Genomic DNA, 23,423 nt, shown 5'->3' with positions numbered 1-23,423 from the left:
GCCCGATGAAATCCAAGCCAGCTTCCCCGGCCGCTGCCATTACCGGTGATCCCGCACTCCGGGGGAAGAGGATACTGCTCGCCGTGGGGGGCGGTATTGCCGCCTACAAGGCGGTCGAAATCATGCGGCTTATCCAGAAGGCTGGTGCATCGGTGCAGGTAATGATGACACGCAGCGCCCAGGAATTCGTCCGTCCACTCACATTCCAAACGTTGTCGGGAAATCCCGTTGCCAGCGACCTCTTTGATCTCACCGAGGAAAGCCAGATAGGCCACATACGGCTGGCCCGGGATTCGGATCTCATTCTGGTTGCTCCGGCCACGGCCAACCGCATTGCACGGGCGGCCTGGGGATTTGCCGACGATCTGCTTTCAACAGTTCTGGCTGCAGCTACGGTGCCGGTGGTCATGGCCCCGGCCATGAACGTCGAGATGTGGAACCATCTGGCGACCCAGGCCAACTGCCGGACACTGGAAAGCCGGGGTATTATCCTGGTTTCGCCGGGGAGCGGCGACCTCGCTTGCGGCGAAACTGGCACCGGCCGGCTTGCCGAGCCGGACGCAATTGTCGAAGCGGTTGCTTCATCGCTGACCGCCAAGCCCCTGAAGGGCGTACGTGTGCTGGTGACGGCCGGGCCGACTCGTGAGGCCATTGACCCGGTCCGGTTCCTGTCGAACCGGTCATCGGGGAAGATGGGCTACGCGATGGCGCAGATGGCGGCGCGCCATGGTGCCGAGGTGACGCTGGTCAGCGGGCCGGTCGCAATACCCCCTCCTGCTGGCGTGAAACTGGTCCAGACCACCACGGCCGCCGAGATGCACGAGGCGGTCATGGCCGGTTTTCTTTCCGCTGACATCGTGGTCAAGGCAGCGGCGGTGTCCGACTACCGTCCGGCAGAACCTGCCAGGCGCAAGCTCAAACGACGCGAGAAGGAAATGCCGGTTATCGATCTGGAGCCGACAACTGACATCCTCAAGGCTATCGGTGCGGCGAAAAGGGACCAGTACCTGGTCGGTTTTGCGGCCGAAACACACGACCTTGCTGACTATGCCCGCGCCAAGCTCAGGGAGAAGAACCTGGACCTGTTGGTGGCGAACGATGTTTCCCGTTCCGATGCGGGTTTTGATACAGACACCAATGCAGTCACGTTGTTCAGCCCTGATGGGAAGGTGGAAGAACTTCCATTCGGCTCCAAGCTGGAAGTGGCAGCAGGGATATGGCAGCGCATCCTGCGCCACTATCAGAAGCCTGCTTCCCGGCAGCAGGCGAAGCCGGATGCTCCTGCCCGGAGCAAGCCTCCGGTTTCGCGGCGACCGGTGTCCGGCCGGCGCCGGAATAGGAGCTGACGGACCGGTGACCGCTGACCGAAAGCGTCTTCTCGCAACGGCTGAATACTATCAGTCGATCGGCATCGACTGGCTTCATGTGGCTCCGCTGGCAGCCGGGTCCGGATCAGGGCTAGCCGTATCTGACGGGCGTGGGCAGCCAGAAACGATGGACAAGTTGCGCGAGCCGGAGACATCTACTGAATCGGGAGCAACTACCAGAGGAGAAACCCTGGAGGATATCCAGACTGACCTGGGTGATTGCCAGCGGTGCAAGCTTGCCGGGACACGGACAAAGATAGCATTCGGCGAGGGCAACCCTCGCGCCCGGCTCATGTTCATCGGTGAAGGTCCGGGCAAGGACGAAGACCTGCAAGGGCGCCCCTTTGTTGGCAAGGCGGGTCAGCTCCTGACCAAAATGATCGAGGCGATGGGGTTAAAACGCGAAGATGTCTATATTGCCAATATCGTCAAATGCCGTCCGACGGTCGATCTCAGGTTCCAGAAGGACCGGCCCCCAGAGCCCGATGAAACGGCGGCCTGTTCCCCCTTCCTCTTGAGGCAGATACGGGCCATCGGTCCCGAGGTGATTGTCACCCTGGGGGCGCCGTCCACCCGGTTCGTGCTCAATACAGCAGAAGGTATTACCAAGATCCGGGGCCGGTGGCACAAGTTCGACGGGGGTATTAAAGTGATGCCCACATTTCATCCCGCCTACCTGCTCAGGGATCCGAACCAGAAGAAGTTCGCGTGGGAGGATCTGAAGGCAGTCATGCGGGAACTGGGGCTCAAGGCGCCACAATAGGCACCGGCAAGGGGATACGGGGAAATGGCAGACAAGGGTAGCGGCAGCAGCGGCCGGAGTGTGTTGCGCAAGTGGCTGGGACTGTCTCCCGCCAAACTCTCATTTTTTGTCTTCTTGGTTCTGGCGGCGGTCTATGTGCTCAAGGTGATGCACCCCGTCAACACGCTTCACTATCTGTTCCAGACGCAGGGGCTTTCATTCATCAACCAGATTGAGAGCAAGGCATACGACTACCGGTTCCTCATGACCGGTACCCGTCCGGCCGATCCGCGTATCGTGATCGTGACGATCGACGAGAAGGCCAACAAGGAACTGGGACGGTGGCCCTGGCAGCGCCGGGTGATCGGCCGGGGCATCGAGAACATCATGGAGGATGGCGCGGCCGTGCTGGGGTTCGACGCCGTATTCGCCGAACCTGATCCCAATGACCAGACGGTCAAGTCGGTATTCCATGAGCTGGTGACACGGCTGGAAAAAACCTACTTCAGGGACAAGATCCTGCTCCCGTCCGACCTGGATGCCCGGATGAACCGGCTGCTGGAGCAACTCCCCGATGAGACGCCGCGCAGCCAGTTCGAGGCGCTGATGGCAGACCTCAGGCGCCAGCAGGGGCTGGTAGAACAATCCCGGATACGGCTCCAGAAGGAAATCGAGGAAGCAGCCAATTTTGGATCGGACGAGGCATTCGCCCAGATCATTGAGAAATACCGTGACCGGATTGTGCTCGGCTATGTCATGTTCAAGGACAAGGCCGAAATCGGCGATCTGCCGATGGAGCAGATCGTCAAGGGATTTGAGCTCCAGTACCCCAGCCGGGTGATGAATGCGATCGAACGGGGGGAACGCACCGCGAACGACCCCTATATCGCCATACCGTCCGCCATCGGTGTGCTTCCGAACCTGGAAATATTGTCACGCAAGGGTGCCCATTTCGGGTATTTCAATGCCGAACAGGATGAGGACGGAATCATTCGCCGTCATGAGGTATTCCTCCGGCACGACGAGGATGTGTTCACATCGCTGGCTGTAGAGACGACCCTGACCTATCTGAAACGATATAGTCCGGAGGCGGCGATCGCGTTTGAATATGACAACTACGGGAACCTGATCTCGCAGGTAGGGATCGGTCCCGATCAGGATGACCGGTATATCCTGATCCCAACCGATGATCGCGGCCGGCTTCTGATCAACTACTACGGCGGCAAAGGGACATATCCGCACATCAGCTTCGCCGACGCCGTATCGGGGAACTACCCGCCAGGAACCTTCAAGGACAAGATCGTCCTGTTCGGGGCGACATCTATCGGCGTGTACGATCTTAGGACAACGCCATTCGAGAAGGCGCTCCCAGGTGTCGAGATCCATGCGGCGGTGATCAACAACCTGCTGAACCAGGATTTCAAGTTCGCTCCGAATCCGGTCACCTACGTCCAGGACCTGTTCATCATGCTGGTGATCGCGATCCTGATGGCGGTGATTGTCCCGCGCCTGTCGGCGGTTTCGGGCGCCCTGATCACGGTGTTCGTCATGGCGGGGGTCATTTGGCTCAATTTCTATGTCTTCCAGCGCGGCGTGTGGCTCAACCTGATTTTCCCGCTGTTCTCGGTGGTGGCGAGCTACTCGGCCATTACGATTTACCGCTATGCCACGGAGGAGAAGGAGAAACGCCAGATCAAGAGCGCCTTTGGCTACTACCTGCACCCGGCGATGGTGACCAAGCTCGCCGACGATCCCGGTGCGCTGAAGCTCGGCGGGGAAAAGAAGATATTGACAGCGTTCTTCTCGGACATCGAGGGGTTCTCCACTTTTTCCGAGAAAATGCAGCCAGAAGAGCTGGTCAGTTTCCTGAACGTCTTTCTGACTGAAATGACCAATATCGCCTACCAGTATGACGCGACCGTGGACAAGTATATCGGCGATGCCATCGTGTCGTTCTACGGCGCCCCGATCCCGTTCGAGGATCACGCCGTCCGCGCCTGCCATTCCGCCATCGACATGCAGGTCAAGCTGGCGGAACTCCGCGAAGAATGGGTCAAGCAGGGGCTCCCTCAGGTCCGGATGCGGATCGGGCTCAATACCGGTCCGATGGTCATCGGTAACATGGGCAGCCAGTCGCGGTTTAACTACACGATGATGGGCGACACGGTGAACCTCGCCGCACGTCTTGAATCCCAGTGCAAGGCGTACGGGATTTATCTGATGATTGGCGAGGAGACCTATAATCAGGCCAAGGACGCTATTGATTGCAGGTTCCTCGATCTTCTTGTCGTCAAGGGGAAGACCAAGCCGGTGAAGGTTTACGAGCTGTTTGGGAAAAAGGGAACGACAACCGGAGTCCTGGCTGACATAATGCCAATCTGGGATGAGGCGATGAAGCGGCACATGGGGCGTGATTTCCCCGGCGCGATCGAGTTGTTTGAGAAGATTCTCTCCATGAACCCCAAGGATGGGCCTGCTGGCGTTTTCCTGAAGCGTACGAAGGAATATCTCGTTTCCCCGCCGCCCGAGAACTGGGACGGCGCCTACGTGGCGAAGTCGAAATAGATATGGCCTCAGGATGGGAAATCACGCCAGCCGAGCTTAAGGCGTGGCTTGAGGAAAAGCGGCCACTATTCCTTTGCGACGTGCGCGAAGTGCATGAGTTCGATATCTGCCGGATACCTGGATCCAGCCTGTTCCCGCTTTCCCGGTTTGAAGATGTCGCGCCGGATATCCCGCCCGGCCTGCCGGTTGTTACCATATGCCATCATGGGGTGAGGTCGCTGAATGCGGCCGCTTTCCTGAAGCAGCAACTGGGCATGAAGGAAGTATGGTCTCTCGCTGGCGGTGTGGAACGATGGGCCCGGGAAATTGATCCCGATATGCCCCGGTACTGATCAGCCGAAAAGGTGAGCGGCCGTGTGGCTCAACACGACCGCTCGGGTAGAGGGAAGAAGGGTTTGGGTACCATCCGGACCGGAGTGCCTTGGGGTATCTGCGTGGGCGGACTTCCTTCCGCACTCGTGCCCGGACTTGCTTACAGTCTAGCGCGGCCATTCCGGATACCCTGTGAGCCAACTTACAGGCAGTGCAAGGTTACGTCCCTTTACGGGGGCTGCGTAAAGGGCCGGTAAAACCCGTGCCAGGCGCTTTTCTTTTGCATGACAGGAATGAAACAGTTGCAGGGAGGCCGGTTGTAAGCGGGGTCACACTTTTAGCGCCATGAAACTCTCTCTACTGGATATATTCGCCTGTCCCGCTTGTGGGCATCAGGAACTGGCTGCGGGTCCGTCGCCTCTCCCCCGGAACGGCCGCCTCATTGACGGAGAGCTTCGCTGCTCCAGTTGCAGCCGGGCCTATCCGGTACGGGATGGGGTGCCTGATTTCGTCATGAATGGCAGACGTCGTCCATCACCGTCGCAGCGGCTGATGGAGATGGCACCTATTACCCGGATTTATGAAGAACAGTGGCGTCCGCAACTGGTCCGGGCTGTATCGCCAGGGCTCACGTTCGACGAAGAGCTTCGCACTGTCACCCGCTGGCTCAGGCTGGAGCCGGGGGATCGTCTGCTGGATCTTGCCTGCGGGCCGGGACTGTATACCCGCCCGCTGGCCAAACTGGTGGCCGGGGACGGCGCCAAGGGCGCTACAGGTGACGTAATAGGTGTGGACATTTCCGGTCCCATGCTGAAGGAAGCCGTCAAGCTGGCAGCGGCCGATGGTATTGGAAACGTCATCTACATTCGTGCCGACGTCCAGAACCTGCCGTTCCGGAAGCGGGCCCAGTTCAGTCATGCGACCTGTATGGCGGCATTCCATCTTTTCCCTGATCCAACGGCCGTTACGCAGGCTGTGGGTGGTTTGCTGAAGAAAGGCGGCGCCTTCTGTCTGCTTACTACCCGGACTTCCAGAACACCGTGGATCCGTGCCGCTGAACGGCTATCCAGCAGGTTCTCCGGCCTCCGGTTCTTTGACGAGAGCGAACTGGACGGCATGTTCCGGGCGTCTGGGCTTGTCCCCGGTGAACGCAAGCAATACGGGCCGGTTGTGCTGATGATCGAGGCAAGGGCGCAACACGCAAGAAAGCCAGCAGCATAAAGGAGTGATCATGCCGGTCACGATCTACCACAACCCCAAATGCTCCACGTCACGGAAAACGCTGGACCTGCTCCGGTCGAAAGGGGCTGCCCCCGTTATCCGTGACTACCTGAAGGAGCCGCTGACCGAAACCGAACTGGATAGCCTTTTGAAACTCCTTGGCATGGAGCCGCGCGAGGCCATTCGGACCAAGGAGGATGAGTACACGAAACTCCGGCTTGCCGATCCGAAGAAAACCCGCAAGGAACTCATCGCCGCGATGGTAAGGCACCCGCGCCTCATCCAGCGGCCGATCGTCGTGAACGGGAAGAAGGCGGCGCTGGGACGGCCGAAGCCGGAAGACGCGCTCAAGGTATTGTAGGACCGCCGTTATCTGCTGGCGGCCCGCTGCCGGTAACGGGCAGGGGAGTCGTTGGCGGTGGCTGCGAGAACTGGTAACCGACCCCGATCCGGAACGTGATCCGGTCGGTTGCGAAAAGGCCGTTGTAGCGGCTTCCCCCTGCCATATCCCAATCCAGCCTGGTTTTGATCCGCCAGTTCTCGGACACCAGGTAGTTGAGCCCAGTTTCAGCTCTCAGCGCTGGGGCAAGTGAGAGTGAACTGCTCCGGATATGGCTCCCGGCCAGCAGCGTCACGGAATGTTCCCACAGCCTGTGTTCAGTCCACTGCGGGCGATATTCGATGAACGTGAAACTGGAGCCCAGATTCTCGGTAGTGGCAGGGGCGATGAAGTTAAGCCGTTCCAGTTCCGCACGGAGCCCAAGGGTAAAACGGTCCGTCGTCTGCATGCGCAAGCTCAGGTTCGGGGCCTGTGCGCCCGGCGGCTGAGGGTCGGTCAGCGGCGCTTCGGATTGACGGAGCGTAAGGTCTACCCCATTCCCCTGCAGCAATGTCCCGTCGGCTGCGGCAACGGGCCGGATTGCAATGAGGCAGAGCAGAAGAAGCATCGGTTTCTTCATCCCGGTGACCAGTATAGGCGGCAGAAGGGAAAGGAAGGGAGCGGCGGTTACTCCCATTCCTTCAGGATTTCCCGGGAAATGATCTCGTGCATGATCTCGTCGGTACCGCCGCCGATTCGCGTGAGGCGTGAATCCCGCCAGTAACGCTGGATTGGGTATTCCATCGTATAACCATTTCCCCCATGCATCTGCAGGGCCATGTCGGCGACTTCGAAGCCCCACGTCCCGCACAGCAGCTTGATCATGGATATCTCCTTGACGGGATATTCTCCCTTTATCCATGCCTGTGCAACGTTGTAGGTGAAGTTCTTCAGCGTTTCGATCTTCGTCGCCATGTCGGCGAGCTTGTGGCGTGTCACCTGGTAGTCAATGACTTGCCTGCCGAAGGCTTTCCGCTCTTTCACGTACCGGATCGCGTATTCAAAGCATTTTTCCATTCGGCCCACCGATGTCGCGGCGGCAATGATCCGTTCGGACTGGAGTTCCCACATGATCTGGTAAAATCCCTTACCGACCTCGCCAACGACATGGGTCTTGGGAACGCGCACGTTATCGAACACCAGTTCCGCCGTGTCGGAGCATTTCATCCCGACCTTCTTGATCTGCTTTGATACGGTAAACCCCGGTGAGTCCTTGTCCACGACAAACAGGGTCAGTCCCTTGTGGCTGTCCGTCTGCTCGGTACGGGCTACCAGCAGCACAAAGTCCGACCGGACTCCGTTGGTGATCCACATTTTTGTGCCGTTGATGACGTAATCATCGCCGTCCTTCCTGGCGAAGGTCCGGATACCATTCACGTCGGAACCGGCGTCCGGTTCGGATATCCCCAGACATGCTATCTTGGTCCCGGCACAAACATGAGGAAGGTATCTCTCTTTCAGATAGTCGGAGCCGAACTTGTAGATCGGTGGGCTTGCCATGCCGACATGGACAGCGACAGCCATCGAGAGCCCTGCAAGTCCTGCCTTTCCTAGCTCTTCTCCCAGCACGAGGGAGTAGCTGAAGTCGAGTCCAGAGCCGCCGAATTTTTCCGGATAATGGGCACCGAGAAACCCCTGTGAACCGAGTTTCTGGAATATCTCAGAAGGGAACCAGCCCGCCTCATCCCACTCCTCGGCGAAGGGGGTGATTTCCTTCTCGATGAATCGCCGTGCTGTCTGGCGGAAGGTTTCATGGTCGGGGGTCAGCAGGGGGTGGTGCATCTTCTTGAAAACTCCTTGGACGGGCCGGTTATGCCCCTGAATGAATGACTATTCAGCCGGAGCAAGGCAAGCGGGAACTCTGGCGAGGCTGAAGATCATTCAGACCGTTACATCATCAGCCGGAACCAGGCGGTCAGTACCACGATGCCGATAATATCCATGACGAGACCGTACCTGATCATCCGTCTCAAGGGGACTTCCCCCGTCGCATAGATCATTGCGTTAAGCGGGGTGGATACCGGCAGCAGAAAACCGAGGGTGCAGGCGGCAGTGGCGGCCAGCATCAGGTGATCTGCCGGGATATCGAACGCGCCAGCAGCAACGGCAAGTATCGGCGCGATGATATTGGCTGATGCGGTATTTGAGGCGAACTCGCTCATAACGGCCGCGAGAGTCACTCCGGCGAGAAGAATGAGCAGGGGCGACGAAATGGGCAGCCGGGTAAACCCGGTGCTGATGACACTGGCGAGTCCGCTTTTGTCGATCAGCGCACCGATACACAAGCCGCCGCCATAGAGGAAGATGGTATTCCAGTCGAGCGAGCCGAAATCCCGGGCGTCGAGGACCGGCCGCCTGGAACCCAGGCTGTCTCGCCGGCTGCCGGCTGCGAACAGCGGAAATGTGAAAAGAAGCGGGACAAATGCCTCGGGCAGGAGTCGCGTAAGCGACTCCCCGAACTCCTTGCCGCCGATGCCTGTGGCCACAATCCCGGGTGGAATCACCCAAGCCGAGACGGTGCAGAGCAGCATGGCAAGCGTCCACCGCTCGCCGGAACCCATCGGGCCCAGTTCGTTGAACTTTTCCCTTGCATACGCAGGGTGCAACTCCAGCTTTTCCGGGCTTTTCAGGAATGACCGTTCGAGTACAAGCATACCGAGCATCCAGATGGCAATTGCGGGCGGCGAAACCGTGGCGAACCAGTGCGGAAAGGTGACAGTGATCCCCGCGACCCGTTCGAGCTGGGCGAGCCCGATGAGGTTTGGCGGTGTGCCGACGGGGGTCATGAGGCCGCCGATGCTGGCCGAGAAGGTACAGGTAAATGCAAGTGCGAAGGCGAAGTCCCGTGCGGCGGGGGTTCCCTTGCCGGCCCGGATGCGGGTGATGATCCCGACCGCTATGGGCAGCATCATGGCGCAGGTGGCGGTATTCGACACCCAGGCTGACAGCAGGAAACTGACTGCCGAAATCGTCCAGAACACCCGGCGTGGCGATCCGCCGACAATGTTCAGGGAGAGGGCTCCGTAAGCGATGCGCTGTGAAAGGCCGTGCTTTTCGACGGCATGTGCCAACAGAAAACTGCCTATGAAAAGCAGGAGATTGCGGTCGGCTAGAGGGCCAAAGGCATCGCGGACCGGGACGATGCCAATGCTGGCGGCGAAGGCGGTTCCCACGATTCCCGGGATGGCCAGCGGAACCGATTCCGTAATCCACAGGAGAATGACCGCAGCGAGGATCCCAGCCATTTTTGCAGCCGATGGCTCAAGTGCAGTGGCTGCCAGCAGCCACACGGACATTCCGGCTCCCATGCACACCAGCACCCGGAGTGACGCATTGGCCGCCGGAGTGCTGGTTTCTTCAGGGTACATGGGCGGTTAGGGCCGTGTCTCGTGGCTGGATGGCGGGCTGCCCGATTTTACCCGTTCTGCTTCCTGCTGCTTGCGGTATTGCCGCTGGTCCCAATCAATGTAGTCAATGAGGGACTTGGGTTCCTCTGGGGTGCCGGGTGGGGGAGGGGCAGATTCGCCCCGGTTCCATCGCCTGAGTATTTCGATCAGCGCCGGGCTCTTCGCAATGTTGTCATAAGAGAACAGCACCACACCGTCGGGCTGCACCGCAGCCGCAATATCAAGTTGCGTGTGGAAGGCGTCCGGGTCAGCACCGATATCCCATGCGCCGAGCCCCACCCAGACCCGTGCATGCGGGGGCTCCCCCGGCGGACGGGTCGCCATGGAGGATGTGGCAAGGTACCGGAAGAACCGGTCGTCGCGGGAGTAGGCCATCGGCACGGCAAAATCGATTGCACCTTCCTCCAGCCACCGGCGCCAGTCCTGGAATGACGACAGATATGCCCGGTCCTGCCACGCAAGTACGGCAGCCGACAGCCGCATCTTCTTTTTTGTACGCTTGCGGATTTCATGAACCAGCTGAGTGATCTGTTCGCGTCGCCAGTCGGCAAACTTCCGGGCGGATTCGCCGGTTACTCCCTGGAATGGAACCTCCATTCCAGTCTCTTTCTCAAATCTCTCGATGGCGGCATCACCAAATCCGAATTCGATGCCACGCGCAAGATTCGCGGCTGGCTTCATGGGGAGGGCATAGGGATAGCGCACGAAATCAAGGTGAATACCGGCGAGCTGCGGATAGCGTGCTGTCAATTCGTCCACAGCGGCCAGAATAAATGCCTGTGCGTCAGGTGAGGCGGGGTCCAGCCAGAGGCCGGGTGAATCGATATCGGCCTCCAGCGACTCCCGCGATTCGCCGCTGTAGGCGACGACGCTCCGGCCAAGGTTGTCGCGGGTCCAGGCGGATTCAGGTAAGCGTTTCAGGGCTTTTGCCGATGGCCGGGTACTCAGGCTGTAGACATTGATCCATGCGTGTACCCGGATTCCGTGGGGCCGGGTTCGCTGGATGAGATCGGCGACCGGATCAAGGCCGGCGTATGGTCCACGTTCAAACTGGTCGGATGGCCACCATGCCCGGCCGCCCCGGAACACCTGGACGAAAAGGTCAGTAATCCCCGACTCGCGGGCCCGTTCGGCGAGCAGTGCCGTTTCATCGGCCGAGTTGAGGGGGCGGCTTTCCCCCTCGGCCGGAACCCAGACACCGAGTGGTGGCCGTGCCGACCCCAGAATGCAGCCGGAGGCGAGGAGAAGAATGGGAAAAACCACGACCCCGGAAAATGCATGCCGGCTCACGCGGGCTCCTTTCGGCTGCCATTGTTCCTTTCAGAGGAACTGATCCAGGAAAATATCCGTGCGAATCTCCCCCGGAAACCGGGGCCGATGATTTCCTGTACATTTCCGGTAGCCGAGCGGATCGCCAGCAGAACGTCGCCATCGCCAGCCCAGTGCTCGCGCAGGATACTGGCATCAATCTTGTTCACCATGCGGTCGAGGATGAATAGGGCAAGCAGGATGTCATCCAGGTAGCCGATTGGTCCCAGCACGATCTCGGCAGCCAGATCAATCGGCAGGGCGAAATAAGCCAGTGCCGAGCCGATAATGAGCTTTTCCCTCAGGGGCATCCGCTCGTCGGCCATCAGTCTCACCAGAAGATGAACAAAATCGGGCAGAACGAGAATGACATCAGCGAGGCGTGGTGGTGTATTTCGCTTCGCAACCCACTGGCGCAAATTCGCCCGCCATTTCTGATAGAAGTCTCCGCCAGCCGCCACAGCTCCGGTTTCCTCGGCCGCAGGTCGTGGTAGTGGCTCGTTCTCAACAGTTAGTGCCGTTGTGTGGACCACCTGACCCTTGTGGGGCCGCCTGGAAGCCGGTTTACGGGTTTTGGTAGTCATATATCAGAAGGCTAGATGCCCCTGCCCCTTCTGACCAGTTCTTCCTCAATCATCAGTTCCAGCTTCTCCTTGATGGAGTTCTGGATTTCCCACAGGGCATCGTCGTCGTCAGCCTTCCACGGCGGGAGATTGAGATAGACAGGTTCGCCGACGACGAAACGGAGTTTAACAGGTAACGGCAGGAGGCCCAGTCCCAGATAAAGCGGCATTTTGTATTTGTCGGTGCCGAGCAGCCGCTGCACCAGCACATTGTCTTCGAGCAGGCTCACATATGCATCGTCACCGCCAATGCTCGCCACAGGGATGATCGGCACCCCTGCTTCAACAGCCACCTTGACGAATCCAAGTGATTTTTCCCAATAAAGGGCATAGCGGTCCCGTGTGGGTTTGAGTGCCTCGCGGGCGCCTCCGGGGTAGGAGAGGGTCAGTTCGCCGGACTTGCACAGGTGGACCGCGTTCTCGCGGGATCCATAAACCGCGCCCAGCTTCTGCATCCACTGGCGGAAATAGGGCACCCGGATGCTGTTCTTGTCTACCGTGGGCCGGACGATACGGCCGGTTTCGTGGTAAATGCGCTCGAACAGAAACAGCGAATCAAGTGCGAGAATTGCGTGGTTTGATACCAGTACAGCACCCTGACCAGCCGGGGGGATGTGTTCCGTTCCGGAAAGCTCCTGCCGGAACCAGATACGCCCCCAGGTTTCAAGACGGCCGTACTGTTCTTTCACAAAGTCGGGGTCAATAAGATCGGTCCGGGAATCGTCTGCCTCATTCAGTGGAGCGCCGAGGATTTCGCTGAACTCGCGCAGCTTGTCATCCACCGGAACTTCCGGCGACAGCCACTTGCCAGCCATTTCTTTCAGGCGTCCCAAGGCGTCGCGCACTGGATCGTCGTCATTCATGGGCGAACCTTTCCGCCGGCAAAGTCTAGCGGTCCGCAGGTGCCGGAACCAGCCATATCAGGCTCCCCGGCTGGCCGGAAGATCATGCTCCGCGGAATCTCCGGGGGCCTCGAAAAATACCTTGGCGCCAAAGGCAACCGAAGCGGCGGTGACAAAACCGGCTGCCATGAGCAGGGTCTCGGCTCCAGCCAGACCGGCGGAACGCACAATAAATCCGATGACGAGGAGTCCCGCACCGCCCGTGACAAGCCGGATGGATGCCACGGCTGATGGGCCGAATGCTCCTGCAGCGCCAAAAGCGTGTCCCAGAAGCAGTGGAAGCACAAAGCCGGTCACGATCGCATGGTGGGCTGCGCGGCGGACATCCTCGCCGCCGCCGTCGTGGAAGCGGTGGAGCAGGATGACTCCGGTCAGCAGAAGTATGCTGATCGCCCAGGCGGTGATCTGTTCGCTCGATTTGCGCGGAAGCAGCGATACGAAATGAAGCACTGCCACCCCGCCGAGCATCAGGAACGGAATATCCATCCGGCCAGCCTGTCCGTAGAGGCCAAGCACGGCGGCACTGGCGGCGGCAAGACCGGTCATTACCAGTTCTGTCACCGGTTGCCATCCCCATACATGGGGCGGATCGCCGGGAGAGGGGAGATGGTCAATAGAGAGGGCGGCCATGACAAGGCCACCGAATACCCCGAGCATCGTATGGGCGGTTTTGAGCGGAAACAGGAAACCTTCCTGCGACATGCGCCAGCCCATCCAGGCGGCGCCCGAAAATGCGGCAATCGCACCGGTGGCGAGCAGCAGGGCTCCGGCATGGGGACGCAGACCACCGTTTTCAGGCCGGAATCCGCCGTGCTTCAGGAAAGCCCGCCATGAGAGCAGAAGAACAGCAAGGAGTGCAGCCATTATCAGGATGGCCGCCAGTGCAAGGAGGGCCGTTTTCCACACAAGGCCCGCTGTGAATGCGCCAATCGCCCCATGTGTCAGCACCAGCAGCGTAAAGCCGGCTCCATGGCCCGGAAACAGCCCCCCCATCCGTTCGGACAGGAGCGCAAACCAGAGGTGAAGGATTCCGCCGAGCACGGCTGCATGAATATGGAACTTGAGAACGGGATAAGGGATCAGTTCAGGACCGAACAGTGCAATGGCAAAGCCCAGCAGCGCTGCTACCAGAAGCCAGGCGAGTCCAACCGCCGCATACAACCGCTCGATCCGTGTCATGCCCTTGGCCTTATACCCTTTTCATGCCCGTGACGACGGCAGCCAGTTCCTGTTTCCAGAGCAGTTCGACATTCGAGAGTCCTGTCTGCTCGATCCAATGGCGGAGTTGCTCCCAGCGGGGACGGAAGACCTCGCTCCCGGCCAGATGTTCGCCAGTTCCCTTGGCGGCTGGATCGTGATCCGCCGGCATATTCATATGCACCTGCCGCCACTCATGCAGCCGCCGCTCGTAATCGCTCTCCAGCTCCGGTGTGGCGGCACGGAGTTCTGCACCCCAGAGCAGAACACCACCGGGCCGCAGTTTGGACGCAAGGCGGCCAATCAGACGCTCCTGTGCTGCGACGGCCGCACCGGTTGTCACGAATGGAACCCAGATGGCGTGAAAAGATTCCGGCGGGAGCCGCGTTTCCCAGCTTCCGGTGTACCAGTCAGCACGAAGGAACCGGGTTTTCCCGGCAATACTGTCTGCGGATGCGCGAGCCGAGGTTTCTGCTTCCGGTTGCCGGGTGAAAATCACGAACCGTGCTTCTGGTTGAAGCGTGGAAATCATTGGCGCCCAGAGCGGCGTGGTATTGCACAGCTCCAGCACAAGCACAGGCTCGTTCCCGGCAAACGGGATATGCCGGGCAATCAGGTCCGGCTGGAGGCCGGGATAAGGGGAGGCAAAGGTCAATGGCTGACTGTTATTTCAGAAGCTTAGTGAACGGTTTGGGCTGCCGGGCCCGGAGCCGGGCTGTTCCCAAGCAGCGTTTCCAGGAGAACAAGTGCGGCTGCACCGAAAATCGCCGCAGCGAGCAGGCCCAGGACGGCAATGCCGGCAGTCGCAAACAAAAGAGGGGCGGCCAGCATGGCCTTGGCCGGAGTCAGTCTCCGGATCCGTTCCCACAGGTCTCCAAGCGTTCCTGCGTCAGTGCCGGGGGCTCCGGTGTCCGCACCCTGTCCCATGAAACCGTTGAGGAGATCGTCAAAGCGCGCCATGGGGTGATTTCCTTTCAGCCTCCTGCCAGTCGTCTGGTACGGCGGCAGGCAGTGATAGCTTGAGGGCGTACACTATCGGGACCGGATGGCCGGGGCAAGGGAATACCGGCAACCCGCCGTCAGCCACCGCCATGCCGGGCCCGAAGTTCCGTCTTGAGCACTTTGCCAGCGGCATTGCGTGGCAGGATATCAGTGATCAGCACCTCGCGGGGTTTCTTGTAGCTGGCGAGGTTGTCCTTGCAAAAACTGCCGACTTCTTCCGGTGTCAGGGACTGTCCCGCTCGCGGGACAACGGCAGCGATGACTTTTTCGCCCCACTTGGGGTCGGGGATTCCATAGACCGCGGCTTCCAGTATCTTCGGATGAGTGTAGAGCAGTTCCTCGATCTCCCGAGGGTAGATATTTTCTCCCCCCGAGATGATCATGTCCTTCAGGCGGTCAACGATGTAAATGTATCCGTCCTCGTCGATCCAGCCGAGATCGCCCGTGTGGAGCCAGCCGCCACGGAGCGTTTCGGCAGTCGCCTCCGGCTGCTTCCAGTATCCTTTCATGATGTTGTCGCCGCGGCCGACGACTTCGCCCACTTCACCACCGGGAGTGACATCTGATCCGTCGGGCCGCACCACACGGACCTCGCAGCCCACCGCCTCGCGGCCGGCAGAAGCCAGCCGTTTCGACAGCGGGCCATCCAGAACATGCTCCTCGGGGCGGAGCGTGGTCAGGATCGGGGCAGCCTCGGTTTGCCCGTAGCCCTGCACGAAGCCGCAACCAAACACCTCGATCGCCTTGCGGAGCCTGTCCACCGGGATGCTGGATCCTCCGTAGCTGATGATCTTGAGGCTCGAAAAATCGCGCTTCTCGATGCCCGGCATTTCCAGGAGCATGTTGATCATTGTTGGAACAAACAGGCAGAAGGTGATGCGCTCTTTCTCGATGGTGTCAACGACGGCTTTGGGATCGAACGCAGGCAGAAAGACATGGGTTCCGCCGATAAGTGCAGTCGAATAGAATGACGAAATGGCGGCCAGATGAAAGAGTGGCGCCGAGTGCAGGAGTTTTTCGCCGGGATAGATGCGTTTTTCGATGCATCCGGTCCATGAGTTGGCCAGCATGTTCCGGTGGGTAAGCAACACACCTTTGGGCCTCCCGGTAGTCCCGGAGGTATATGCCTGGAGTGCTGTCTCATGCTCGCTGAATACGGGCAGATCGGTGAGCGGTGGTCCGGAAACCGTATTCTCATATGGCAGCACGCCATCTCCGCTGAAATCGAGTCCAATCACAGTCACCTTGCGCGGGATCTTTAATAGAGCGGTCTTTGCCTCGGGCCACAGTGCTTTCTCGACGAACAGGATGTCCACTTCGGCATCGGAGAACTGGTATTCCAGTTCATACGCCTTGAGCCGGTAGTTCACTGGAACGATAACTGCGCCGATGGCCGGGATCGAAAAGTAGAGATCCAGCATCTCGATACGGTTGTAGGAGAGAACCGCGACCCGCTTCCCCGGCCCTGACCCATGCGCCCGCAGCCATGCGGCCTGGACGAGCATCCGTTCCCGCCACTGACGGTTCGTGATCTGCCGGCCCCGGTCCAGCCCGGCTGCGATGTTGGGCTCCAGCCTGGCACTGCGCCTGGGAAGTTCGCTGAGAAGCATGCGCGTACGGCTCCTTCCAGCGGGGGTTGACGCCCCCCGCCGCCGGGGGCTAAGGGCACCGCCGGTTTTACCAGGCCGGATAATTATCCGGAGCGGAGAGAAAAGAGCAATGTCGGTAATCGCAGCGATCGATCTGAGACCCGGAATGCTGGTCACGGTTGAGGGGAACCTGTGCCTGGTGATGAAGACCCACCACCACACTCCCGGCAACCTGCGCGGGATGATCCAGACCCGCCTTCGCAACGTCGTGAATGGCAACTCCTTTGAACAGCGGTTCCGTCCCGATGAGCGGATGGAGCAGGTTTTTCTTGACCGTATCGAAGCGGAGTTCCTTTACGAAGATCAGGGCGAATACCACTTCATGAACTCGGAGAACTACGAGCAGTTCTCCTTCGACAAGGAAACCCTGGGTGATGTGGTGAACTACCTCCTTCCGGGCATCAAGGTCCAGGTGGCCCTTCACGAGGGCAAGGCGATCCAGGTCAGTGCCCCCAACAAGGTGAACCTCAAGGTGATCGAAACTGACCCGCCGCTGAAAGGCGCCACTGTCTCGGCATCCAAGAAGCCGGCCAAGCTGGAAACCGGCCTCGTTGTCCAGGTGCCGCAGTTCATCAATGTGGATGACGTGATTACCGTGGACTCCCGCGAGGGGACATACCTGGACCGGGCGTAGGTTTCAGCCGCCCTTTACCGGGTTTGCATCCATATATCCTCTGATCCCGCTGGCGAGCCCTTCGGCGAGTGCCTTCTGGTAAGTCGTGCTGCGGAGCAGTTTTTCCTCGGCCGGGTTCGAGATAAACGACAGCTCCACAAGTGATGACGGCATCCGTGCGCCGATCAGAACATATAGCGGCCCGTGTCCAAGACCGCGGTTCTGTGTCCCGGGGAACCCTGATGCCTTGTCCCATAGCGTTTCGAGCAGTTGCTCCGATAGCGACCTGGACTCACCTTCCTTCATGCTGAAGGCGAGGTCGGAGAGAATGGCATCGGCGAAACTGTTCCCGGTCCGTTGCACGGCATCAAGGCTGGTGAAGTTTTCCTTGGCGATGAGAAGCGCCCGGGACTTGTCCACCTTGGGATTCAGGTAGTAGGTCTCGATACCCCGGGCCTCGCGGTTCTTGGCGGCATTGCAGTGAATGGAAACGAACAGGTCCCCACCCTGCTTGTTGGCGAATGCGGTGCGCTCGGTGAGTTCCAGGAACCGGTCATTCTCGCGTGTCAGGTTGATGCGGTACCCGGCACGGGTGAGCAGCTCGCCCGTCTCGTCAGCCACACGCAAAGCGACTTCCTTTTCCTGGAGTCCTGCGGGCCCGACTGCACCGGGATCCTTCCCTCCGTGACCGGGATCCAGGATGATCCGGGGAGGGCGGGCGCTCCCGGTTGCTGCGGGAGAGATGGCCTTTCCGCTTCCACCCAGAAGGGCCGAGAGGCCCTCGCCGTCCATGTCGGCCGGTGGTTCGTGACTGGCGGGGCCAGCGAGCAAATCCTCCATGTTGCGGCCGTCGATATCGAGCACCACGCGGAACGGATCAAACATCCTGGTCATGCCGACCCTGTTCAGTGTCCGGAAGTCGAGCACAACCCTGACGGTATCACGGTCGAACTGACCGGTCCGGACTCCCAGCAGGATGCCATTTTCGATCTTGAATTCGGCGGGAAGGGCCTTCCCGCGTCTGGCGGGCTTGATATCCACGAGCACACGGTCGGACTTCTGGTGTTCAGGGTCGGCGGGGAGTTCCTGCATGGCAAGCTCCGCCTCGCCACTGCACTCGATGACGATTCGTGAATACCCGGCCGACTGGGTATAGGTCAGCTTTTCCACCGAAACTGGGCGGGGTGGGCCGCCAGATTTCCCGGTTGCCGAGGGTGTTTGGGCATGGACCTGTGGTGTCCAGAGTCCATTCCGGAAGGCAAATGCCGCGCTGGAGAACCCCAGCAGCTTCAGGATTTGTCGCCGGTCCGATGCCATTGAATGAACAGTGTAGAATGTTTGAATGGTCAGGACAGGGTTTTCCGGCTCATGGACAGCCGAGCCTTGCCGGTACCACACTGGGTTCGACCAGATGGGTCACCAGCATTAAGGAAATGAAAGAAAAAACAGAAATCAGTGGTTCCGGAGCGGTGCAGGCCGATCTGCCGGTAGATACCGCAGTTGGCCTTCCGATCGATTGGCGGGATCTCGATCAGGATGATCCCGAGCGGTCGGCCTCTGATCCGCAGGTCGCATTGCCTTCCATCGAGACGGGTGAGCTGAATGGCGGCGGACCGGTTCCGGTCGTGAGCCGGTTTCTGCAGGAAAGCCGGATGCTGATTCGCAAGGCACATGATGAAGGTGCCTCGGGCCGCTTTGTCACCCGTCTCCACGCGGAAACCATCGACCAGTTGCTGGGTTTTCTGGTGACCGAGGCGAGAAAAACCGTTACGGAGCCCCCCCTGTCATGGTGCCTGATGGCGATTGGTGGTTATGGCCGCAACGAACGGAGCCCGCTTTCCGATATTGATATCCAGTTTGTCGGTACCGACAAGGATAGCGGCCCCCTGGCAAAACTGGTCGAAAAGATCGTCTTCTGGCTGTGGGATCTGAAGTTCGAGGTCGGTTACTCGGTCCGGCGGATTACCGAGTGCGAAGAGATGGTCCGATCCGATGAGACAGTGCGGACGGCATTGTGTGCGTCGCGGTTTCTGGAAGGCGATCCGAATTGTTACCGGCAGTATGAAAGCAGAATCCTGCAGAAAGTCCTTCGTGAGGCACCTGACAAGTTCGTGGAGCGCCAGATTGATCTGATGCGGCAGCGGCATGAGAAGTTCGGAGATTCGGTATTCCTGCTGGAGCCCAATGTGAAGGAGGGCCGGGGCGGGCTGCGGGACATTCAGGTGCTTTCGTGGCTCAGCTTTGTGAAGTTTGGAACCCATACCCTGAAAGAACTGGCCGGGCGCGGTTTTCTCAACCAGACAGAACTGGTCCAGCTTCAGCGTGCCTATGATTTCATGCTCCGGACACGTAACGAACTTCACTACCTAAGTGGTTCCGGGAAATCCGACCGTCTCGGTTTTGAACTCCAGGAAGGCGTCGCCCGGTATTTCGGTTTTTCGGACAAGGACGGACGGCGGGGGGTGGAACGGTTCATGCGCCGCTTCTACCTCATGGCAAACACGGTGAACGACGTTGTCAGTCGAACGGTGGAACGGATTGCCGAATATGGCCGTACCCCCACCATACGCTCCCGTCTCAAGGCCAAGCTGAGCCGGCCAAAGGATATTGCTGATGGCATCCATCTGGTGAACGGAGAGCTATCCTTTACCAGCCGTGATGTGCTCGAACGCAGGCCGGAGGCAATGATCGAGATTTTCCGGCACTCGCAGCTGCTGAACAAGGACGTTTCCCGAGTGGCGAAAGAGATGATCTATCTCAACTCGCTGACCGGCGGAGCGGACCTTTCGATGAACCAGGCGGCGCAGTATGCCTTCCGCGACCTGTTTACCGGACAAACCCGGCTTCACGGCATCCTGAAGGACATGCACATGTTGCGGCTGCTAAGCCGCGTGTTGCCCGAGTGGCGAACTATCGCCTGTCACGTCCAGCATGACGCCTATCATGTCTACACGACCGATGTGCACACGCTGTTCTGCATGAAGGATCTGCGCCACTTCACGCTTGGTCATTACCGGCAGGATTATCCTGAGCTGTGTGAACTGGCCCAGTCCTGTGAGCGGCCTCATGTCCTGTCGCTGGGCCTGTTTTTCCACGACATTGGCAAGAATATGGGTGGAAACCATGCCGTGAAGGGGGCGGCGAAAGCCCGCGCGGCATGCAGTCGCATGGGCCTGCCGCCTCAGGACGTGGATGATATCGAGTGGCTTGTTCTCAAGCATCTGGATTACCCGCATGTGGCACTCAAGCGGGATATCAACGATCCGCACCAGATTTCGCTTTTTGCCGCCATGTGCGGGCGGCGCGAGATGCTCGACATGCTCTATGTGCTGACGGTTTGTGATATCCGGGGTACCGGGCCAGACCTGTGGACCGAGTGGAAGCACCAGCTCACCAAACGTCTCCACGACATTACGGCGGTTGCCATCGACAAGGGCCGGTATGACGAATCGGACGTGCAGCGCGAGATAGCCCGCACGTCATCCGCCGTGCTCAACCTTCTGCATGAGCAGTTTTCGGGTCCGGAGGTTGAAACGGAACTGGGGCTCTTTCCGACCCGGTATTTTTTTGCCACCGGGACCGAGCAGATCGCCGAGCATGTCCAGTTCGTGCTGGATGCCAAGACAAGGGCAAGTGCCCGCGGAGATGAAAATCCCGGTGCGCCATTCCGCGAACGGAGTTTCTGGCTATACCGCAAGGAGATCGCTGGCACGCCATATACTGAGGTCGCCATCTTTACGCTGGATGCCAAGGGATTGTTTGCCAAAGTGACGGGCGTGTTCTCGGCAGCGGGGCTGTCGATTCTCACGGCAAACATCAATACCCGCCGGGATGGCACCGTATTCGACGTATTCTGGGTGCGCGATCCGTATGGAAAATACGCGGGTGATCCAAAACGCTGGGACAGGCTGGAAACGATGCTAGATGAGGCCATCACCGGCCGCAGGCGCGTGGCCAGCATGCTTTCGCAGAGCCAGCAGGGGATGAGATCAAGCCCGATACCGTTCCAGATTCCGGTGAAGATAAAAATAGACAATGACTCATCCCGTGAGCATACGATCATCGACATTACGGCAGGCGACCGGCTGGGGCTGCTGCATGCCGTTGCCCAGGCCATGACCGATCTGGGGCTGTCCATCCACCTTGCCAAGATCACCACCAAGAAAGAGCGGGTGGATGACGCTTTCTATGTCACCGACATCTTTGGACACAAGATACGGGATCAGAAACGGATCACGAAGATCATGAACCAGCTCAAGTTCGTGCTGGAGGACAGCGGGGGGCAGGGTGGCGAGGCACTCGGCCCCGGCCTTGTACGTCCGGCGGGTGTGCGGACGGAAAGTGCTCTTCCCGGCGACATGGACCAGCTGTAGGCCGCCCAGTCAGGTCTCGAGTTTTTCCAGGGCGGTTTTTTTCGCCCAGCGGTAGTCAGCTTTCCCTGCGGGGCTTCTCACCATTTCGTTCACGTAAACAACGGCCTTGGGCAGCTTGTATTTGGCAAGCTGGCTGGCGCAGTGGGTATTGAGCTCATCCACAGAGGGGCGCCCGTCGCCACGAGGCTGAATAACGGCGGTCACCTGCTCGACCCACTTGGGGTGTGGAGTTCCAACCACCACGGCATCGTAGACAGCGGGATGGGATTTCAGGGCCTTTTCGACCTCTTCGGGATAGATCTTTTCACCGCCCGAATTGATCGACTGGGATCCGCGGCCGAACAGGCGTACCGTGCCATCCGGCTCATAGGCAGCATGGTCGCCAGGCACCGACCAGCGGACATTGTTGATGGTGACGAAGGTCTTTTTCGTCTTGGCTTCGTCGTTGAGATAGCCGAGCGGAATGAGACCCCTGCGTACCATCCAGCCTGTTTCCCGGTCAGCGGGGGTCAGGATGCGACTCAGATCCTCGCTGGCGATGCCCGACAGGGGATCGAGCTGGAAGCGGTTTCCGTCCTCGGGGTTTTTCGATTCGACCACGATGCCCTGGGCTCCGCTTTCGGAAGATCCCACTGCATCGCGGATCATGGTGCCGGGGAAGCGGGCTTTCAGTTCCGCCTTCCACTTCGGCGAAAGAATAGCCCCGCCGGAGCCGATGATCTTGAGACTTTTCAGGTTGTAGGCTTTCCTGTCCATCTGTTCGACCAGTGGCACGGCAAAGGCATCGCCGATGATGAGCGTCACAGTCACCTTTTCCCGCTCGATCAGGGTAAGGATCTCGTCTGGGTCGTAACGCTCCGGGCTATCCTGAATGACCACGGTCCCGCCGCCATGCAGGGTCGTGAAGGCGACCCAGTGGGAAGCGCCGTGCATGAACGGTGGTGCTGGCAGGGCCCGGAGCATCGGGCCCAGTCCCTTGGCAAGCTGGACCATCTGGGCGATCGACTCGATTCTCTGACCGGTGGGAAGCGTGCCACCCATCGCGGCAAAGAAGATATCCTCCTGCCGCCACATGACGCCCTTGGGCATGCCGGTCGTGCCGCCCGTGTAGAGGATGTACAGGTCATCCGGCGATGGAGTGCAGTCCGGTTTTGTGTCCGGTGCAAGGGCGAGCGCTTCTTCGTAATCAACGGCTCCCGACAGGAGCTTGTTGCCACTGTCATCAGGAACCTGAAGAAGGACCTTCAGGTCTGGCAGTTTCGGCAGTACCTGCGAGAGCACCGGGGCAAACCGGGCATGATAGACGAGCGCCTTTGCCCGTGAATCATTGAGCAGGTATTCCAGTTCGTCCGCGACATAACGGTAGTTCACGTTGAATGGCGCACACCGGGCCATATAGGAACCAACCATTCCTTCGAGATATTCGTTGCCGTTATAGAGATAGAGCCCGACATGATCCTGCCCGGACTCCCAGAGCTGGAGTTCCTTGCGCTCGCGGACCTTCCCGAGACCCCTGGAACGCAGATAGTTGGCCAGTTTCCGCGAGCGGCTGCGGAACTCCCCATAAGTGACCACCCGGTCGCGGAAATGGATGAAATCCCGCTCCGGGAAGGCATCGGCGACGGCTTCACAGGTGTTGGCGAAGTTGAACTGGGACATGGGGGCTCCTCCAGACCGGGCGGGGAAACTGCTTTACAATCTCCCCGTCACGGGGTATGACCATGCCCGCCGATTGACTCGCCAGTCAATATCGACCGGCAGCA

The 23,423-nt window shown here is 59.5% G+C and carries 20 protein-coding genes; 8 read left to right on the top strand and 12 right to left on the bottom strand.

What is annotated here, in order from left to right; all coding sequences use genetic code 11:
• The first annotated feature begins 5 nt into the window (after nucleotides 1-5).
• The 6 genes from coaBC (at nucleotide 6) to arsC (ending at nucleotide 6,568) form a co-directional block, all read left to right on the top strand.
• Nucleotides 6-1,346 carry a bifunctional phosphopantothenoylcysteine decarboxylase/phosphopantothenate--cysteine ligase CoaBC gene (gene coaBC, locus KIT79_11095; protein MCW5829846.1) on the top strand — a complete coding sequence of 447 codons (1,341 nt, stop codon included), beginning with the start codon at nucleotides 6-8 and terminating at the stop codon, nucleotides 1,344-1,346.
• 148 nt (nucleotides 1,347-1,494) lie between these two features.
• Entirely contained in the window at nucleotides 1,495-2,130 is a 636-nt protein-coding gene (locus tag KIT79_11090; protein ID MCW5829845.1) for a uracil-DNA glycosylase, read from the top strand.
• 24 nt (nucleotides 2,131-2,154) lie between these two features.
• Nucleotides 2,155-4,674 (top strand): CHASE2 domain-containing protein, encoded by a 2,520-nt coding sequence (locus KIT79_11085; GenBank protein ID MCW5829844.1) that lies wholly within the window; start codon nucleotides 2,155-2,157, stop codon nucleotides 4,672-4,674.
• Between the two features lie 2 nt (nucleotides 4,675-4,676).
• Nucleotides 4,677-5,006, top strand: a complete 330-nt coding sequence (locus KIT79_11080) for a sulfurtransferase (protein ID MCW5829843.1) — start codon at nucleotides 4,677-4,679, stop codon at nucleotides 5,004-5,006.
• A gap of 325 nt (nucleotides 5,007-5,331) precedes the next feature.
• Nucleotides 5,332-6,207 carry a methyltransferase domain-containing protein gene (locus KIT79_11075; protein MCW5829842.1) on the top strand — a complete coding sequence of 292 codons (876 nt, stop codon included), beginning with the start codon at nucleotides 5,332-5,334 and terminating at the stop codon, nucleotides 6,205-6,207.
• A 10-nt stretch (nucleotides 6,208-6,217) separates the two neighbouring features.
• Nucleotides 6,218-6,568, top strand: a complete 351-nt coding sequence (gene arsC, locus KIT79_11070; GenBank protein ID MCW5829841.1) for an arsenate reductase (glutaredoxin) — start codon at nucleotides 6,218-6,220, stop codon at nucleotides 6,566-6,568.
• Here arsC and KIT79_11065 read toward each other — a convergent pair.
• From KIT79_11065 to KIT79_11020, 10 genes are all read right to left on the bottom strand, one after another.
• Nucleotides 6,555-7,166, bottom strand: coding sequence for a hypothetical protein (locus KIT79_11065; protein ID MCW5829840.1), 612 nt, complete (start codon nucleotides 7,164-7,166; stop codon nucleotides 6,555-6,557). The two genes, arsC and KIT79_11065, sit on opposite strands and share 14 nt — an antisense overlap.
• Before the next feature lie 47 nt (nucleotides 7,167-7,213).
• Nucleotides 7,214-8,368, bottom strand: a complete 1,155-nt coding sequence (locus KIT79_11060) for an acyl-CoA dehydrogenase family protein (protein ID MCW5829839.1) — start codon at nucleotides 8,366-8,368, stop codon at nucleotides 7,214-7,216.
• A gap of 107 nt (nucleotides 8,369-8,475) precedes the next feature.
• Nucleotides 8,476-9,954: an anion permease gene (locus KIT79_11055; GenBank protein MCW5829838.1), complete on the bottom strand. Its 1,479-nt coding sequence runs from the start codon at nucleotides 9,952-9,954 to the stop codon at nucleotides 8,476-8,478.
• Between the two features lie 6 nt (nucleotides 9,955-9,960).
• Nucleotides 9,961-11,283, bottom strand: coding sequence for a family 10 glycosylhydrolase (locus KIT79_11050; protein ID MCW5829837.1), 1,323 nt, complete (start codon nucleotides 11,281-11,283; stop codon nucleotides 9,961-9,963).
• Nucleotides 11,280-11,885 carry a DUF1232 domain-containing protein gene (locus KIT79_11045; protein MCW5829836.1) on the bottom strand — a complete coding sequence of 202 codons (606 nt, stop codon included), beginning with the start codon at nucleotides 11,883-11,885 and terminating at the stop codon, nucleotides 11,280-11,282. The genes KIT79_11050 and KIT79_11045 overlap by 4 nt, the downstream gene beginning before the upstream one ends.
• An 11-nt stretch (nucleotides 11,886-11,896) precedes the next feature.
• On the bottom strand, nucleotides 11,897-12,787 hold the full coding sequence (locus KIT79_11040) for an acyltransferase family protein (protein MCW5829835.1): 891 nt from the start codon (nucleotides 12,785-12,787) through the stop codon (nucleotides 11,897-11,899).
• A gap of 57 nt (nucleotides 12,788-12,844) precedes the next feature.
• Nucleotides 12,845-14,005, bottom strand: coding sequence for a hypothetical protein (locus KIT79_11035; protein ID MCW5829834.1), 1,161 nt, complete (start codon nucleotides 14,003-14,005; stop codon nucleotides 12,845-12,847).
• A 10-nt stretch (nucleotides 14,006-14,015) separates the two neighbouring features.
• Nucleotides 14,016-14,678 carry a class I SAM-dependent methyltransferase gene (locus KIT79_11030; protein ID MCW5829833.1) on the bottom strand — a complete coding sequence of 221 codons (663 nt, stop codon included), beginning with the start codon at nucleotides 14,676-14,678 and terminating at the stop codon, nucleotides 14,016-14,018.
• A gap of 23 nt (nucleotides 14,679-14,701) precedes the next feature.
• Nucleotides 14,702-14,983, bottom strand: coding sequence for a hypothetical protein (locus KIT79_11025; protein ID MCW5829832.1), 282 nt, complete (start codon nucleotides 14,981-14,983; stop codon nucleotides 14,702-14,704).
• A 119-nt stretch (nucleotides 14,984-15,102) separates the two neighbouring features.
• Nucleotides 15,103-16,635: a long-chain-fatty-acid--CoA ligase gene (locus tag KIT79_11020; GenBank protein ID MCW5829831.1), complete on the bottom strand. Its 1,533-nt coding sequence runs from the start codon at nucleotides 16,633-16,635 to the stop codon at nucleotides 15,103-15,105.
• A gap of 109 nt (nucleotides 16,636-16,744) precedes the next feature.
• Here KIT79_11020 and efp point away from each other — a divergent pair, with 109 nt between their 5' ends.
• Nucleotides 16,745-17,308, top strand: coding sequence for an elongation factor P (gene efp / locus KIT79_11015; GenBank protein ID MCW5829830.1), 564 nt, complete (start codon nucleotides 16,745-16,747; stop codon nucleotides 17,306-17,308).
• 3 nt (nucleotides 17,309-17,311) lie between these two features.
• Here the strand turns inward: efp and KIT79_11010 are convergent, their stop codons facing one another.
• A complete protein-coding gene (locus KIT79_11010) occupies nucleotides 17,312-18,604 on the bottom strand; it encodes an N-acetylmuramoyl-L-alanine amidase (GenBank protein MCW5829829.1) in 1,293 nt (430 codons plus the stop codon).
• A gap of 116 nt (nucleotides 18,605-18,720) precedes the next feature.
• Here KIT79_11010 and glnD point away from each other — a divergent pair, with 116 nt between their 5' ends.
• Nucleotides 18,721-21,660, top strand: coding sequence for a [protein-PII] uridylyltransferase (gene glnD / locus KIT79_11005; GenBank protein MCW5829828.1), 2,940 nt, complete (start codon nucleotides 18,721-18,723; stop codon nucleotides 21,658-21,660).
• A gap of 9 nt (nucleotides 21,661-21,669) precedes the next feature.
• Here glnD and KIT79_11000 read toward each other — a convergent pair whose 3' ends face one another.
• Entirely contained in the window at nucleotides 21,670-23,319 is a 1,650-nt protein-coding gene (locus KIT79_11000; GenBank protein MCW5829827.1) for an acyl-CoA synthetase, read from the bottom strand.
• Nucleotides 23,320-23,423: the final 104 nt, after the last annotated feature.

The sequence above is a fragment of the Deltaproteobacteria bacterium genome (genome assembly GCA_026129095.1).
Lineage (GTDB): Bacteria > JAGRBM01 > JAGRBM01 > JAGRBM01 > JAHCIT01 > JAHCIT01.
This window is presented reverse-complemented; position numbering and strand designations above follow the sequence as displayed.